Here is a 15,822-nt window from a genome sequence, read left to right as displayed (position 1 = left end):
GGGGCCGGGCGCGGGATCAGGGTGCGGTGGGCCGCGGGGTGTCGTCGTCAGCGGCGCCGGGACGGTCGCGGTGGGCGATGGAGTCCGCGGTCCGGCGGGCGGTGTGGGCGGCGCTGCGCGCCTTGTCCTTGGCGTTGCCCACGAGCTCCGCCGCGGCCTGCTTGGTCTCCTGGCGCTTCTGCTCGGCGAGCCGCTTCTTGTGCTCCGAGGCGTAGACGTCCACGTAGACCTGGCCGGAGAGGGCCTGGATCGCGTGCATGATCTCGTCGGTGACCTCGCGGAGCAGGGCGTGCTCACCCTGCCGGCCCCGGTAGCGGGAGAAGTCGAGGGGCTCGCCGAAGATCGTGGTGACCCGGGCGCTGCGGCGGGGCAGCGGGAGCCTGGTCCCGATCGGCTGGACCTTGTCGGTGCCGACCATGGCGATCGGGACGACCGGGGCCCCCGTCTCGAGCGCGAGCCGGGCCACCCCGATCTTGCCCTTGTACATGCGGCCGTCCGGGGAGCGGGTGCCCTCCGGATAGATCCCGAGCAGCTCGCCCTCCAGCAGCTTGCGGCCGCCGTTGCTCAGGGACTTCGCGCTGGCCCGGCCCCCGGAGCGGTCCATGGGGATCTGGTTGATGGCGCGGAAGAACGCGGCCATCACCCTGCCCTTGACGCCGGGGCTGTTGAAGTAGTCGGACTTCGCCAGGAAGTACACCTGCCGGGGCACGGCCACGGGCATGAACACCGAGTCGGAGACGGAGAGGTGGTTGCTCGCGAGGATGGCCGGGCCCTCCTCGGGCACGTGCTCCAGGCCGCGCACCTCGGGACGGAAGGCGACGTTGATCAGGGGGCCGACGACGTAGCGCTTCAGAAACATGTAGACCATGTGGGAGGGGACTCCTTCGTGCTGATCGGGATGTCGCGAGGGTCCGTGCCGCTCGGACCGGGTCCGGCCTCCGGTATTCTCTCACGTCCGCACGGGCACCCGCGCCGGTCCGCCCGCCGACGGCGCCCGCCCTGACATCATGGACGCATGACGCCACCCGTCGAGGACCAGCACCTGCCCGCCCCCTCCGCGACCGTCGGGCCCGCCGCCGCGGACGATCCCGGCGCGCCCTTCCACCATCCGGCCGACGGGCCCGCGGGCGCGCTCGTGCTGCACGGCTTCACCGGCGTCCCGTTCAGCGTCCGCCCCTGGGGCCGGGCGCTGCACGCGGCGGGCGCCGACGTCGTCGGGCCCGTGCTGCCCGGCCACGGCACCCGCTGGGAGGACCTCGCCGGCGTCCGCTGGGAGCAGTGGCGCGACCACGCGGCCGAGCACGTGCAGCGGCTGCGGGCCCGGCACGACGTGGTGGTGGTGTGCGGGCTGTCCATGGGCGGGGCGCTCGCCCTGCACCTCGCCGCGACCCTGCCCGTCGACGGGGTCGTGGCCCTGAACCCGGCGCTGTCCCTCGTCAGCCGCACGGCCCGGCTCGCCCCGGCCCTGCACCGCGCGGTGCCGTCCGTGCCGGGCGTGGGGGACGACATCAGCCTCCCGGGCGTCACCGAGCACGCCTACCCGCGCACGCCCGTGGCGGGCGTCGCCGAGCTGGGCCGGTTCATGACCCGGACCCGGAGGATGCTGCCCGCGGTCACCGCCCCGGTCCTGGTGCTGCGCTCGCAGCACGACCACGTGGTGTCGGACGCCTCGCACCTGCAGGTGCTGCGCCGGGCCGGCGGGGACGTGGAGCTGGTGCGGCTGGCGGAGAGCTTCCACGTGGCCACCCTGGACCGGGAGGCGGACGTGGTCGCGGCGCGGTCCGTGCGCTTCCTGGAGGACCTGCTGGCGGGCCGCAACCCGGTCACCGCGAGACCGTTGCGCCCCGCCTCCCGGGGGGACCGGCGATGAGTGCGGGCCCGGGGACGCCGGGCGGCGCCGGGCACGGCCCCGAGGACGAGTGGAGCCGGATCGTGTCGGACCTCGAGGACGTGCGCCGGGCCGGGGACCGGCACCTCGCCGGGCCCCGGGACTGGTCCCCCGAGGACGCCGGGCCGGGCGCGTCCGCCGGGGCGGAGGACGCCGCCCCGGAGGACGCCGGAGCGGAGGCTGCCGGGACAGAGGGCGCCGGGGAGCCGGAGGACGCGGGGGACGACGACGCGCCCTACTCCCCCGACCCCGGGCCGGTCACGCAGGGACTCAGCGGCGGGGCACTGCTGTCCTGGACCGTGCTGGTCGGGGTGCCCGTGCTGCTGGTGGTGCTCTCCCTCCTGCCCGGCTCCCTGCCGTGGTGGGCCATCGTGGGGGGCCTGCTCGCCGTGGTCGGGGCCATCGGCCACCTGCTGCGGTCCCTGCCCGACGACCGCGACGAGCTGGACGACGGCGCCCGCGTCTGACGGGGTTTGCGTGAGCCAATTCACTAGACTGGAGCGGACGGCCCACCGACCCCGATCCGAGGAGAACCCCATGCGCCACGTCGCGACCGACGCCCTCGTGGACCCACCGGCCCACAGCCGCATCACCGACTTCCTCCTCATGCAGGCGGGCCAGGACGAGGATCCGCACCTGTACACCGTCCTGGGACCGGAGGGGGCCGCCCGCGAGGTGCGCGCCCGGGAGTTCCTCGCCGCCGTGCAGGGTGTGGCCAAGGGTCTCGTGGCCGCGGGGATCGAGCCCGGGGACCGGGTGGGCATCCTCAGCCGGACGCGCTACGAGTGGACCCTCGCGGACCTCGCGATCTGGTACGCCGGCGCCGTGCCCGTCCCCGTCTACGACTCGTCCTCGGCGCAGCAGATCGCCTGGATCATGGGCGACTCCGACGCCAAGGCCGTGTTCGTCGAGACGCAGGCCCTCGAGGACTCCGTGCTCGCCGCCTCGCGGGAGACGCCGTTCCGCGCCGCGGAGAACGTCTGGCGCCTGGACGGCACCGGCACGGGCCCCGACGAGCTCGCGCGCGCCGGCGCGGACGTGCCGGACGAGGAGCTCGAGGCCCGCCGCACGTCGCGCGGGCTCGAGGACGTCGCCACGATCATCTACACCTCGGGGACCACCGGACCGCCCAAGGGGTGCGAGCTGACGCACGGGAACTTCGTGCGGCTGTGCGAGAACACGACCCTGGTCGTCGAGGACATCATCCACCCGGGCGCCCGGACGCTCCTGTTCCTGCCGCTGGCCCACGTCTTCGCCCGCTTCGTGGAGGTGATCGCCCTCTACTCCGGGACCGTCCTGGCCCACACCCCGGACGTGAAGAACCTGATGGCGGACCTCGGGGCCTTCCGGCCCACGTTCATCCTGGCCGTCCCGCGCGTGTTCGAGAAGATCTACCAGAGCGCCCGCCTCAAGGCCGAGAAGGCCGGCGGGGCGAAGTCCCTGATCTTCGAGCGCGCGGTGACCACGGCCGTCGCGTACTCGAAGGCCGGTCAGGACGGGCGGGTCCCGCCGCTGCTGCGCGCGCGCCACGCCCTCTACGACCGGCTCGTGTACTCGAAGCTGCGGGACGCGATGGGCGGGGAGGTCACGCACGCCGTCTCGGGCGGCGCCGCCCTCGGCACCCGGCTGGGCCACTTCTTCAACGGGATCGGCGTGTACGTCGTGGAGGGCTACGGGCTCACGGAGACCACGGCCCCGATCGCCGTCAACACCCCGGAGATCGGCAAGATCGGCACCGTGGGCCTGCCGCTGCCGGGCAACGAGGTGCGGATCGGCGAGGACGGGGAGGTCCTGGTCCGGGGCACCCACGTCATGCGCGGCTACCACGGGCGCGAGGACCTCACCGCCGAGGCCTTCGAGGACGGGTGGTTCCGCACCGGCGACCTCGGCTCGCTCGACGAGGACGGCGCCCTCACCCTCACCGGCCGGAAGAAGGAGATCATCGTCACCGCCGGCGGCAAGAACGTGGTCCCCAACGTGCTGGAGGACCCCATCCGCGCCTCGGCCCTGGTCTCCCAGGTCATGGTGGTCGGGGACGACCGGCCGTTCGTGGCCGCCCTCGTGACCCTCGACCAGGACGTGCTCCCCGCCCGCCTGGAGCTGATGGGCCTGGACCCCGCGATGCCGGTGGCGGAGGCCGCCCGCCACCCGAAGGTCGTCGAGCACGTCCAGGACATCGTCACCCGGGCGAACCAGGCGGTCTCCCGCGCGGAGAGCATCCGGGCCTTCGAGATCCTCGACGTCGACTGGACGGAGGCCTCCGGGCACCTGACCCCGTCCATGAAGATCAAGCGGGCCAGGATCGCCCAGGACTTCGCGGACCGGATCGAGGAGATCTACTCGCGCCCCGCCCCCGAACCGGCCGCGGCCCCCGCCACCCCGGCGGAGCGGATCAAGGAGAAGCTCTCCCACGCGCACCTGCCGGGCCGCGGCTGACCCCGGGCCGGCCGGCGGCCGGTGGGATCACCGGCCGCCGACGAGGGCCCCCGGGGACAGCGGTGAGTGCTCGGGGACGTCGAGGCCCAGCAGGGCGTTCTCGACGACCTCGCTCAGGGCGGGGTGGATCCAGTACTGGCCGCGCGCCATCGTGTGCGCGTCGAGGCCGAAGGACATGGCCTGCACCAGCGGCTGGATGAGCAGGGAGGCCTCCTCCCCGATCAGGTGCGCGCCCAGGAGGCGACCGGTGCCCTTCTCCGCGATCAGCTTGCACAGCCCCGTGCGATCCTCCATGGCCCACCCGTAGGCCGTGGCCCCGTAGTCCTGCACCTTGACGGTGATCTCGCTGCCCTGCTCGACCGCCCACTGCTCGGCCTCCTGCTGCGTCATGCCGACGGAGGCGATCTGCGGGCTGGTGAACACGGCGGAGGGCACGAACCGGTGGTCGGTGGCCCGGAGGTCGCCGGGGTGCAGGAGGTTGTGCTGCACCGTGCGGGCCTCGGCGTTGGCCACGTGCTTGAGCTGGTAGGGCGAGCTGATGTCGCCCAGCGCCCACACGCCCTCGACGGGGCGGCCCCCGGAGAGGGCGCGCTGGTGCTCGTCGACGGCCAGCAGCCCGTCCGGCCGCACGTCCAGCCCGCCCGCCCGGGCGTCGAGCACGTCGGTGTTCGGCTGCCGGCCCGTGGCCACCAGCACCACGTCCGCGGGCAGGCGCATAACGAGCTCCGGGTCCTGCGGGTCGCGGAAGGTGACCATCACGGCGCACTCGTCGCCGTCCCACTCCTCGACCTCGCTCAGCGACCAGCCCGTCTCCAGCTTCCACTGCCGGGAGGCCTCGCGGGCGAACCGCTCGGCGATCTCCGGGTCGTGGTAGCGCAGGATCCGGTGCGAGCGGTTGACCTGGGTGACGCGCGCGCCGAGGCTGGAGAAGACGTGGGCGAACTCGGCGCCGATGTAGCCGCCGCCGACCACCACCACGCGGCGGGGCATCTCCTCGATGCGCATCACCGTGTCCGAGGTGTGCACCTGGGGCAGGTCGATCCCGGGGATCTCCGGCCGCACCGGGCGCGAGCCGGAGGCCACCACGATCTGGTCGGCCGTGAGGTCCTCCCCCGAGGCGGTGCGCAGGGTCCGCGGGGCGGTGAAGCGCACGTGCTCCTCGTAGACCGTCACGTGCGGCAGCGTCCGGCGGTACTCGAGCCCGCCGTGGGAGATCGCGTCGATCCGCCCGAAGATCCGGTCCCGCATCTCCCGCCAGCGCACGTCCTCCACCGAGACGTGGAGGCCGAGCCGGTCCGCCTCCTGGGCGCGGCGGGCCACGCTCGCCGGATACGCGTACATCTTCGTCGGGATGCAGCCGACGTTGAGGCAGGTGCCGCCGAAGGTCCCGCCGTCGATGATGGCGACGTCCAGGCCCTCGTAGTCCTCGGTGAGGATCGAGTTGCCCGAGCCGGAGCCGATGATGATGAGGTCGAATTTCCGCATGCGACCCATCCTATGCGCGCCCGCCGGGCGGCCCCCGCCGGCACCGCGGCCCTCCCGGGGGCCGCGGTGCCGGCGCGGGCGTGCCGGGTCAGCCGGCGGTGTCGAGCGCCAGCAGGAGGTCGCCGCCGGAGACCTGGGTGACCCCGGTCAGTGCGACCCGGGCGACCGTGCCGCCGGTGGGGGCGGTGATGGAGGCCTCCATCTTCATGGCCTCGATGGTGGCCACCTGCCCGCCCGCCTCCACGGTGTCGCCCTCGGCCACCGTCACGGTCACCGCCCCGGCGAACGGGGCGGCCACGTGGCCGCGGTCCGTGGGGTCGGCCTTCTCGGTCTCGGGCACCGAGGAGGTGATCGAGGTGTCGCGGACCTCGATCATCCGGGGCTGGCCGTTGAGGGTGAGCATCACGGTGCGCATGCCCTTGTCGTCCGGCTCCGAGATGGCCTGCAGGGTCACCAGCAGCCGCACCCCCTTGCCGAGGGAGATCACGTGCTCCCGGTCGGAGGTCAGCCCGTAGAGGAAGTCCCGGGTGTGCAACAGCGCCAGCTCGCCGTACTTCGCCCGGCTGGTCTCGTAGTCCCGCGTCGGGCCGGCGAACAGCAGCCGGTTCAGCGTGGCGCGGCGGGTGGCAGGGTCCCCGGCCAGGGCCTGGGAGTCCTCCGGGGCCAGCTCCGTGATCCCGACACGCACGTTGCGGCCCTCCAGGGCCTTGGAGCGGAACGGTTCGGGCCACCCGCCGGGAGGCGTGCCGAGCTCCCCGGCGAGGAAGCTGATCACCGAGTCCGGGATGTCGAACTTCTGCGGGTTCGCCTCGAACTCGGCCGGGTCCACGCCCATGCCCACCAGCTGCAGGGCGAGGTCGCCCACGACCTTGGACGAGGGGGTGACCTTGACCAGTCTGCCGAGCATGGCGTTGGCGGCGGTGTACATGTCCTCGATCGCCTCGAACCGCTCCCCCAGTCCCAGCGCGATGGCCTGCTGGCGCAGGTTCGACAGCTGCCCGCCGGGGATCTCGTGCCGGTACACGCGCCCGGTCGGGGCGGTGAGCCCGGACTCGAACGGGGCGTACATCCGGCGGATGACCTCCCAGTAGGGCTCCAGGGCGGTCGCGGCCTCCAGGGGGATGCCGGTGTCCCGGTCCGTGTGGGCCAGGGCGGCGATCAGCGCCGAGGCGGGCACCTGGGAGGTCGTGCCGGCCATCGAGGCCTCGGCCACGTCCACCGCGTCCACGCCCGCGTCGATCGCGGCCATCAGCGTGGCGAGCTGCCCGCCGGCGGTGTCGTGGGTGTGCAGGTGCACGGGCAGGTCGAAGCGCTCCCGCAGGGCGGTCACCAGCTTCGCCGCCGCCGCGGGGCGCAGGAGCCCCGCCATGTCCTTGATCGCCAGCACGTGGGCCCCGGCGTCGACGCACTGCTGGGCGAGCTCGAGGTAGTAGTCCAGGGTGTAGAGGTCCTCGGCCGGGTCCAGCAGGTCCCCGGTGTAGCACAGGGCGACCTCGGCGACCGCGGTGCCCGTCCTGCGCACGGCCTCGATGGCCGGGGCCATCTGCTCCACGTCGTTGAGGGCGTCGAAGATCCGGAAGATGTCCACCCCGGTGGCCGCGGCCTCGGCCACGAACGCGTCCGTCACCTCGGTCGGGTACGGGGTGTAGCCCACGGTGTTGCGCCCGCGCAGCAGCATCTGGATCGGGATGTTCGGCATCGCCTCCCGCAGCAGCCGCAGCCGCTCCCACGGGTCCTCGCCGAGGAAGCGCAGCGCGACGTCGTAGGTCGCCCCGCCCCAGGCCTCCACGGACAGCAGCTGCGGCAGCGTGTGGGCGTAGGCCGGGGCCGCGGCCAGCAGGTCCCGGGTGCGCACCCGGGTGGCCAGCAGCGACTGGTGGGCGTCCCGGAACGTCGTCGAGGTCACCGCCACCGCCTGCTGCTCCCGCAGGGCCCGGGCGAACCCCTCGGGGCCGAGCTCGACGAGCCGCTGCCGCCACCCCGGCGGCGGGGTGTGCTCGGAGGGTCCGTCGAAGGGAGAGCGGAACGGCTCGTCCTGCTTGTCGCCCGGGTAGCGGGGCAGCTTGGTGCGCGGGTCGATGCCCTCCACCCGCTCCCCGTTGGGCTGGTTCACCGTGACCTCGGCCAGCCAGGTCAGCGCCTTGGTGGCCCGGTCCCCGGAGGTGCGGGCCTCGAGCAGCTCGGGGCGGCGCTCGATGAAGTCGGTGGCCACGTTGCCGGCGAGGAACTCCGGGTCGGCCAGCACGGCCTGCAGGAACTGGATGTTGGTGGACACCCCTCGGATCCGGAACTCGGCCAGGGCACGCTGGGACCGGTGCACGGCGGTGGCGTAGTCCCGGCCCCGGCAGGTGAGCTTCACCAGCATCGAGTCGAAGTGCGGGGAGATCTCCGCCCCGGCGTAGACCGTGCCGCCGTCCAGGCGCACCCCCGCGCCGCCGGCGGAGCGGTAGGCGGAGATCTTCCCGACGTCGGGGCGGAACCCGTTGGCCGGGTCCTCGGTGGTGATCCGGCACTGCAGGGCGGCCCCGCGCACGGCCAGCTCGTCCTGGGCGATGCCCAGGTCCGCCAGGGTCTCCCCGGAGGCGATGCGCAGCTGCGACTGGACGAGGTCGACGTCGGTGATCTCCTCGGTCACCGTGTGCTCCACCTGGATGCGCGGGTTCATCTCGATGAACACGTGCTGACCCGCCCGCTCCCCGGCCGTGTCCACCAGGAACTCCACGGTGCCGGCGTTGACGTAGCCGAGCTCCTTCGCGAACTTCACCGCGTCCCGGTGCAGGGCCTGGCGGATCCCCTCGTCGAGGTTCGGCGCCGGGGCGATCTCCACGACCTTCTGGTGCCGGCGCTGCAGGGAGCAGTCGCGCTCGAACAGGTGCACCATCCCGCCCTCGTTGTCGGCGAGGATCTGCACCTCGATGTGGCGGGGCCGGAGCACGGCCTGCTCCAGGAACACGGTGGGGTCGCCGAAGGCGGTGTCGGCCTCGCGCATCGCGGCGGCCAGCGCCTCGGGCAGCGCCTCGGGGGTCTCCACCCGGCGCATGCCGCGGCCCCCGCCGCCGGCCACGGCCTTCACGAAGATGGGGAACCCGATGCCCTCCGCCTGCGCCAGCAGCTCCTCGGGGTCCGCCGAGGGCTCCGTGGAGGCCAGGGTCGGGATCCCCGCCCGCTTCGCCGCCTTCAGCGCCGCGACCTTGTTGCCGGCCAGCTCCAGGATCTCGGCCCGCGGGCCGACGAAGGTGATGCCCTCGCGCGCGGCGGCACGGGCCAGGTCCGGGTTCTCCGAGAGGAACCCGTAGCCGGGGTAGATCGCGTCCGCCCCGGACTCCTTGGCCACCCGGACGATCTCCTCGACGTCGAGATAGGCCCGCACGGGGTGGCCCTCCTCCCCGATCCGGTACGCCTCGTCGGCCTTCTGCCGGTGGATCGAGTTGCGGTCCTCGTACGGGAACACCGCCACCGTCTTGGCGCCCAGCTCGTAGGCGGCACGGAAAGCACGGATCGCGATCTCGCCGCGATTGGCCACCAGGATCTTGGAGAACATCAACACCCGTTCCGCACCCGGGGCCGTTCGGCGGACACCCGGGCACTGATTCGTCGAAGGTCGGACAACGTCGCGCACACGGTCAGCATGGCCGTCCGCGGGCGGTCCTGACCAGTGAACCACGCCACCCCGGGGCACACTGTGACTGCTGTCACAGAGCGACGTCGTGGTCAGCGTACACGGCGGCGGCGCGGGGGCGGGGCGGCCGCGGGCGGCTCCGCGCCGGAGCGGGGCGGAGCGCGCCCGCCCGGCTACGATGGGCGCAGCCGTCTCCTCGCCGCGGCCCCCGATCCCGGACCCGAGGAGCCGCTCCTCCCGTTTCCCCGCGAGCGAAGGGTGTCCCCTCCGTGCAGATCGTCAGCGTCAGCAGCCTCAAGGGCGGTGTCGGCAAGTCCTCCGTGACCCTGGGGATCGCCTCGGCGGCCCTGCAGGCGGGAGTGCCCACGCTGGTGGTGGACCTCGACCCGCACGCCGACGCCACGACCGGACTGGGCGTGCACCCGGAGCGCGGTCACGACATCGGAGAGGTGCTGCGCAGGCCGCGCCGGGGAGCGCTCGAGCGCGTGGTCGTGGCCTCGGCCTGGGCGGTGCGGGCCGGCCTGGACAGCAGGGCCCTCGACGTCGCCCCGGGCTCGGCCCGCTCGTCCCACCTCGACCGCTCCGAGTACCGGGAGAAGGACCTCGGCCGGCTGGAGCGCGCGCTCTCCGGCGCCCAGGGGTACGACCTGGTGCTGGTCGACTGCCCGCCCACCCTGAGCGCGCTGACCCGCACGGCGTGGGCCGCCAGCGACAAGGTGCTCTCGGTGGCGGAGCCCTCGCTGTTCTCGGTGGCGGGCACCAAGCGCACGATGACGGCGATCGCCCAGTTCGAGCAGAGCCGCACGTGGGCCGTGCCGGCTGCCGGGGTGGTGGTCAACAAGGTCCAGCACTCGTCGGTGGAGCACCGGCACCGCCTGGACGAGCTGCAGGAGCTGTTCGGCCCCCTGCTGGTCAGCCCGGTGATCCCGGACCTGCCCGTCTGGCAGCAGGCGCAGGGCGCGGCCTGGCCGATCCACCGCTGGCCGGGAGCGGAGGCCCAGGACATCTCCGGGCGGTACACGGCGATCCTGCAGGGTCTGCTCGACGGCTCGTCCTGAGCCGCCCGGCTCAGCCCGCGCTCTGCCGGCGGGCCCGGCGCTCGGAGAGCTCGTCCCCGGGCAACGGCTCCTGGGCGGGGGCGCGGTCCGCTCCGGTGTGCTCCCCGGGGAGCGCCGCGAGGGTCCCCTCGACCTCGCGCCACACCCGGCCCACGGCGATCCCGAAGACGCCCTGTCCGCCCTGCACCAGGTCGATGACCTCGTGGGGGGACGTGCACGCGTAGACGCTGGCGCCGTCGCTCATCATGGTGAGCCGGGCCAGGTCCTCCACGCCCTGGGCGCGCAGCGCCCCCACGGCGGTGCGGATCTGCTGCAGGGAGACGCCGGTGTCCAGGAGCCGCTTGACGATCTTCAGGACGAGGATGTCGCGGAAGCTGTAGAGCCGCTGCGTGCCGGACCCGGAGGCGCCGCGCACGGTGGGCTCCACGAGACCGGTCCGCGCCCAGTAGTCGAGCTGCCGGTAGGTGATGCCCGCGGCCTTGCAGGCGGTGGGGCCGCGGTAGCCGACGGACTCGTCCCGGATCACGGAGTCGTCGAAGAGGACGCCCTGGGTGCCGTGCGCCGGAGGGCCGCCGGGCTGCTCGCGTTCGCTCACGCCGCCTCCTCGCTCGTGGACCCGGTGCTCGCGGCGCCGGGAGTGGATGGTCTCACAGAGACGTCCGGATCCCCCCGGGAACACCTCGAGTACACCTTATGACGGTAGACCTCCCCGGGGACGGGGTCAAAGACATCAGGGGCCCGGACCCCGTGTCGGGCGGACGGGGACGGCTCAGAAGTCCTCGGGGTCGACGTTGTCGAGGAAGTCGCGGAACTGCTCGACCTGCGTCTCCGGGGGCAGCTGCGGCTCTCCCTCCCCCGCGCGGGGGGACGGCTCCCGCAGCTCCCCGTCCCCGCTCATCACGAGACCGGCTTCGTCGAGGACGGTCTCGGTGCACAGGATGGGGCAGTCGGTGCGGGCGGCCAGGGCGATCGCGTCCGAGGCGCGGGAGTCGACGACCGTGCCGTCCGAGAACTCGAGCGCGGCGTGGAAGACCCCCTCCTCCACCGTGTGGATCCGCACCCGGGTGAGCGTGCGCCCGAACGCGGTGGCCACCGACAGCACGAGGTCGTGCGTCAGGGGCCGGGGCGGCTCGATCCCCTGCACGGCGAAGACGATGGACGTCGCCTCGTTCGTGCCGATCCAGATCGGCAGGTGCCGTCCGCCCTCGACCTCGCGGAGGACGACGACGGGCTGCGCCGACGGCACGTCCATGCGGACGCCCGCGATCTCCATCAGGACCTGGTGCACGGCCACGTCAGCCCTCCACCGCGGCGCGCTCCTGGAGCGCGGCGATCTCCGAGCGCACGAGCGAGGTGTGGATGGTGAGGCACAGGCCCGAGATCTCCTGGGCGCGCTCGACCGCGCGTGCCCTCGAGGCGGCGTCCCGGCGGGAGGTGAGGGGCGCGACGGCGCGCTCCACGAGGCCCAGTTCCCGGTCCGCGGCGGCCTTGAAGGGGCGCAGGTGGCGCGGTTCCAGACCGTGGGCCGTCAGCGCGAGGGCCGCCCGGGTGATGGCGAGGGCGTGGTCGTCGAAGGCCCCGTTCTGCTCCCGGATCAGCCCGTAGCTCACGAGCTCCCGGACGAGCGGGATGCCGGCGCCCGTGCGGGCGGCGAGCTCCCGCAGGTTGTAGGTGCGCGGCGCGCTGACGACCGGCAGGGGGGCGGTGACCGGATCGGCGGGCTCCGCGGTGCGCCGGGCGTCGTCGGCGCGGGCGTCCTCGTCGGCGTCCAGCCGCTCCCGGATCACCTTCAGCGGGAGGTAGCGGTCGCGCTGGAGCTCCAGGATCCGGCGCAGCCGGTCCACGTCCGCGCGCGAGAACTTGCGGTAGCCGGACGCGGTGCGCGCCGGGTGGACCAGGCCCTTGTCCTCCAGGAAGCGCAGCTTCGAGGCGGTGATGCCGGGGTGGTCCTCGCCGAGCTCCTTGAGCACGGCGCTGATGCCCACCCGGGCCTCGTGCTGGACGTCGTCCCGGTGGGGATCGGTCTCCGCGGGGTCGGTCATGGCTCCCTTCTACTGGTCCGACTGCGAGCGCAGCGAACGGTAGAACGTGAACCGGAACTTCCCGATCTGGACCTCGTCGCCGTTGTCCAGCTGCGCGCTGTCCACGCGGTCGCCGTTGACGTAGGTGCCGTTCAGGGATCCGGAGTCGATGATCTCGAAGGAGTCGCCGCGCCGGACGAACCGCGCGTGCCGGCGCGAGACGGTGACGTCGTCCAGGAAGATCTCGGAGGACGGGTGGCGGCCGGCGGGGACCTCGTCCCGGTCCAGCAGGAAGCGTGACCCGGAGCCGCCGCTGTCGTGGGCCACGAGCAGTGCGCTGCGCGGCGGGAGCGCGGAGACCGCCGAGCTCTCCTCGGGGGAGAGCTTGTGGGAAGCCGCGTGCGAGAGGACCTCGGCCACGATCTGGATCGACGTGGTCTCCGGCTCCCCCTGGGGTGCGTTCGAGCCGTTCTGGGTTCTGGACATCTCTTCCCTCGACTGGTGACGTGTTGGTGGACGGGTCCTGTGGGACCCCTGCCCCGCGACCTCCTGTCCCGGCGGTCCCCGGGCGACCGGCCGGAGCCACCCGGTTGCTTGTCAGTGTACCGGGTGGTGGAGACACGGAGGGGCGGCCGGGACACGTCCCGGCTCGCGCGTGGTCGGGTCCTGCGCGGGTCAGTCGAGCTGGGCGGCGTACCCCTCGGCGTCGAGCAGCCCGGAGCGGTAGTCCTCGCCGGAGGGGCGGACCGCGAACAGCCAGCCCTCCGCGTAGGGGGCGGAGTTCACGGTCCCGGGCTCGGCCTCGAGCGCCTCGTTGACCGCGGTGACCTCACCGGAGACGGGGGCGAAGATGTCGCTCACGGACTTGGTGGACTCGATCTCGCCCACGGCGGCGCCCGCCTCGACGCTCTCCCCCACCTCGGGCAGCTGGACGAACACGACGTCGCCCAGCTCGCTCTGCGCGTGGTCGGTGATCCCGATGCGCACCGCGCCGTCGGCGTCGGGGCCCGCGATCCACTCGTGCTCGGCCGTGTAGGACAGGTCGGCGGGGATGTTGCTCATGGGGTGGCTCCTGGTCCGGCGGGTGCGGTCGGCTCGATTATGGCACAGACGTCCCCGTGGCCCGAGGGCGCGGGACCTCGCGGGTGTCGGCCGCTCAGCGGCCCTCCCACGCGGTGATCTCGGCGTGGATCGCCCGCTTGCGCTCCGTCCCCGCGAAGGACGCGTCCACCGAGTTGCGGGCCAGTGCGACGGCCTGCTCGTCGGTCAGTCCCAGCGCGTCGCGCAGGTCCTGGAAGACGTCCCCCACGTAGCCGCCGAAGTAGGCCGGGTCGTCGGAGTTGACCGTGACCAGCAGCCCGCGCTCGAGCATGTCCAGGACCGGGTGGTCGGCGAGCGTGTCGACCACGCGCAGCCGCACGTTGGACAGCGGGCACACGGTGAGCGGGACCCGCTCCGCGACGAGGCGGTCCACGAGCTCCGGGTCGCTCAGGCACTGGATGCCGTGGTCCACCCGCTCCACGCGCAGCACGTCGAGGGCCTCCCGGACGTACTCGGGACCCGCCTCCTCCCCCGCGTGGGCGACGACGTGCAGTCCGGCCGCCCGTGCCCGCGCGTAGACCTCCTCGAAGAGCGCCGGGGGATGGCCGACCTCGGCCGAGTCGAGGCCGATCCCGTCGATGCGCGGCAGCTGGTCCCCGAGGGAGTCGAAGAGCTCGACGGCCTCCGCGGCGGGCCGGTCCCGCAGGAAGCACAGCAGCAGCGTGCTGGTGAGGCCGTGCTCGGCGCGGGCGGCGTCGAGGGCGGCGCGGATGCCGTCGACCACCGTCCCGAGCGGCACGCCCCGGGCGGTGTGCGCCTGCGGGTCGAAGAAGACGTCGACGTGCCGCAGGCCCTGCGCCGCCGCGCGCTCGAGGTAGGCCCGGGTCAGCGCCTCGAAGTCGGAGGCGTCGCGCAGCACCGCCATCGTGGCGTAGTAGAGCGCGAGGAACGAGGACAGGTCCTCGAAGTCGTACTGCCGCCGCAGCTCCTCGACGGAGCCGTAGGGCAGCTCCACCCCGTTCTTGGCGGCGAGCGCGAACGCGAGCTCGGGCTCGAGGGTGCCCTCGATGTGCAGGTGCAGCTCCGCCTTGGGCAGGGTGTGCAGGTCGTTCAACTCCGGCGCTCCTTCGCGGTCGGCCCCGGGGACCGGAGCACTCGACGTCCCGTGCAGTGTATGCGCCGCGGTCGGCGGCGGGGCTCCGCCCCCGCTGCCGGGTCGCCCCGCACCGCCCGACCGCCGTCGGCCCCGCGGCCGGAGTGCTCTAGGCTCGCGAGCGGAGCCGCTCGGAGGAAGGAGTGCCAGATGTCCGGTGTCGTGGTGGTCGGACAGGTGGGACGGGATCTCGTGCTGACCGTGGCGGAGCTGCCGGCGGAGGGCGGTTCCGCCGACGTGCTCGAGCGGCAGGAGCTGCTCGGCGGCAAGGGCGCGAACCAGGCCGTGGCGTGCCGCCAGCTCGGCGCCGAGGTCGCCCTGGTGGGGGTCGTGGGCACCGACTCCGCCGGCACGGAGGTGCTCGCCCAGGCCGCGGCCGACGGGATCGACGTCGGCGCCGTGGTGCGCCGCGCCGGCGCCCCGACCGCGCTGCTCGTCGACCTCGTGGGGCCGCGCGGGGTCCGCCGCCTGCTGGAGGACGTGGACGCCCGGATGCTGCTGGACGCCGGGGACGTGCGCGCGAGCCGGGACCTGCTGCGCTCGGCGGACGCCGTGCTGGTGCAGCTGCAGCAGCCGGGGGCGGCCGTGACGGAGGCCCTCGAGGCGGCCGCGGCGGGGGGCGCGATCGTGGTGGCCGACGGCGCCCCGGCGGACGGGGCGGTGCGCCGGCGGGTGCTGGGCACCGCGGACGTGGTGCGCGCGGACACCGCCGAGACGGAGGCACTGGTGGGCTGGGCGCCGCAGGACGTGCCGGGGACGGTGCGGGCCGCGGAGTCGCTGCTCGCGGAGGGCCCGCGCGTCGTCGCCCTGGCCACCGGCGAGGGCGACGTGGTCGCCTGGCCGGGCGGGCACGTGCTCCTGCCCCACCTGGGCGAGGATCCCGTGGACCCCACCGGGGCGGGCGACTCGTTCGTGGCCGCGCTCACCGTCGCGCTGCTGCGCGGGGAGAGGCCGGAGTCCGCCGCCTGGTGGGCCGCGGCGGCGGCGGCCGAGGTGGTCGGCAGCGCCGGCGGCCGGCCGGACCTCGACCTGGACCGGCTGCGGGAGTCGGCCTCCCGGGCCCGCCGGTAGGCAGCACGGGCGCCGGAGGCGCCGTCCCCGGGAACGAGAGAAGGCCGGTG

General features: G+C 73.9%; 14 protein-coding genes. 5 read left to right on the top strand and 9 right to left on the bottom strand.

Translation table 11 applies throughout. The features are described 5' to 3' along the window. Positions 1–16: 16 nt before the first annotated feature. Positions 17–868 (bottom strand): lysophospholipid acyltransferase family protein, encoded by an 852-nt coding sequence (locus tag E7Z53_RS09385; protein WP_017833703.1) that lies wholly within the window; start codon positions 866–868, stop codon positions 17–19. A 147-nt stretch (positions 869–1,015) separates the two neighbouring features. Between E7Z53_RS09385 and E7Z53_RS09380 the strand changes: the two genes are divergently transcribed. From E7Z53_RS09380 to E7Z53_RS09370, 3 genes are all read left to right on the top strand, one after another. Beyond that, a complete protein-coding gene (locus E7Z53_RS09380) occupies positions 1,016–1,870 on the top strand; it encodes an alpha/beta hydrolase (RefSeq protein ID WP_017833704.1) in 855 nt (284 codons plus the stop codon). After that, positions 1,867–2,355 carry a hypothetical protein gene (locus tag E7Z53_RS09375; RefSeq protein ID WP_176337659.1) on the top strand — a complete coding sequence of 163 codons (489 nt, stop codon included), beginning with the start codon at positions 1,867–1,869 and terminating at the stop codon, positions 2,353–2,355. Before E7Z53_RS09380 ends, E7Z53_RS09375 begins: the two co-directional genes overlap by 4 nt. Positions 2,356–2,425: 70 nt before the next feature. Then, positions 2,426–4,324, top strand: coding sequence for an AMP-dependent synthetase/ligase (locus E7Z53_RS09370; RefSeq protein WP_176337658.1), 1,899 nt, complete (start codon positions 2,426–2,428; stop codon positions 4,322–4,324). A 27-nt stretch (positions 4,325–4,351) separates the two neighbouring features. Here E7Z53_RS09370 and E7Z53_RS09365 read toward each other — a convergent pair whose 3' ends face one another. Further along, positions 4,352–5,809, bottom strand: coding sequence for a mycothione reductase (locus tag E7Z53_RS09365; protein ID WP_017833707.1), 1,458 nt, complete (start codon positions 5,807–5,809; stop codon positions 4,352–4,354). Positions 5,810–5,897: 88 nt separating this feature from the next. Then, positions 5,898–9,350: a pyruvate carboxylase gene (locus E7Z53_RS09360; RefSeq protein WP_176337657.1), complete on the bottom strand. Its 3,453-nt coding sequence runs from the start codon at positions 9,348–9,350 to the stop codon at positions 5,898–5,900. A gap of 347 nt (positions 9,351–9,697) precedes the next feature. Here E7Z53_RS09360 and E7Z53_RS09355 point away from each other — a divergent pair, with 347 nt between their 5' ends. Next, positions 9,698–10,486, top strand: coding sequence for a ParA family protein (locus E7Z53_RS09355; RefSeq protein WP_017833709.1), 789 nt, complete (start codon positions 9,698–9,700; stop codon positions 10,484–10,486). A gap of 10 nt (positions 10,487–10,496) precedes the next feature. Here E7Z53_RS09355 and E7Z53_RS09350 read toward each other — a convergent pair whose 3' ends face one another. From E7Z53_RS09350 to E7Z53_RS09325, 6 genes are all read right to left on the bottom strand, one after another. Next, entirely contained in the window at positions 10,497–11,081 is a 585-nt protein-coding gene (locus E7Z53_RS09350; protein WP_017833710.1) for a MerR family transcriptional regulator, read from the bottom strand. Between the two features lie 174 nt (positions 11,082–11,255). Beyond that, positions 11,256–11,780 carry a bifunctional nuclease family protein gene (locus tag E7Z53_RS09345; protein ID WP_017833711.1) on the bottom strand — a complete coding sequence of 175 codons (525 nt, stop codon included), beginning with the start codon at positions 11,778–11,780 and terminating at the stop codon, positions 11,256–11,258. A 1-nt stretch (position 11,781) separates the two neighbouring features. Continuing rightward, positions 11,782–12,528: a transcriptional regulator FtsR gene (ftsR, locus tag E7Z53_RS09340; protein WP_017833712.1), complete on the bottom strand. Its 747-nt coding sequence runs from the start codon at positions 12,526–12,528 to the stop codon at positions 11,782–11,784. A gap of 9 nt (positions 12,529–12,537) precedes the next feature. Next, entirely contained in the window at positions 12,538–12,993 is a 456-nt protein-coding gene (locus tag E7Z53_RS09335) for an FHA domain-containing protein (protein WP_017833713.1), read from the bottom strand. 189 nt (positions 12,994–13,182) lie between these two features. Continuing rightward, entirely contained in the window at positions 13,183–13,569 is a 387-nt protein-coding gene (gcvH, locus tag E7Z53_RS09330) for a glycine cleavage system protein GcvH (protein WP_176337656.1), read from the bottom strand. A 94-nt stretch (positions 13,570–13,663) separates the two neighbouring features. Further along, positions 13,664–14,662 (bottom strand): adenosine deaminase, encoded by a 999-nt coding sequence (locus E7Z53_RS09325; protein ID WP_109223020.1) that lies wholly within the window; start codon positions 14,660–14,662, stop codon positions 13,664–13,666. A gap of 189 nt (positions 14,663–14,851) precedes the next feature. Between E7Z53_RS09325 and E7Z53_RS09320 the strand changes: the two genes are divergently transcribed. After that, a complete protein-coding gene (locus tag E7Z53_RS09320; protein ID WP_176337655.1) occupies positions 14,852–15,772 on the top strand; it encodes a PfkB family carbohydrate kinase in 921 nt (306 codons plus the stop codon). The last annotated feature ends 50 nt before the right edge of the window (positions 15,773–15,822 follow it).

Source organism: Kocuria salina, assembly GCF_013368965.1.
Classification (GTDB): Bacteria; Actinomycetota; Actinomycetes; order Actinomycetales; family Micrococcaceae; genus Kocuria; species Kocuria rosea.
Note: the sequence above shows the minus strand (reverse complement) of the source record. Positions and strands in the feature narration are given on the sequence as shown.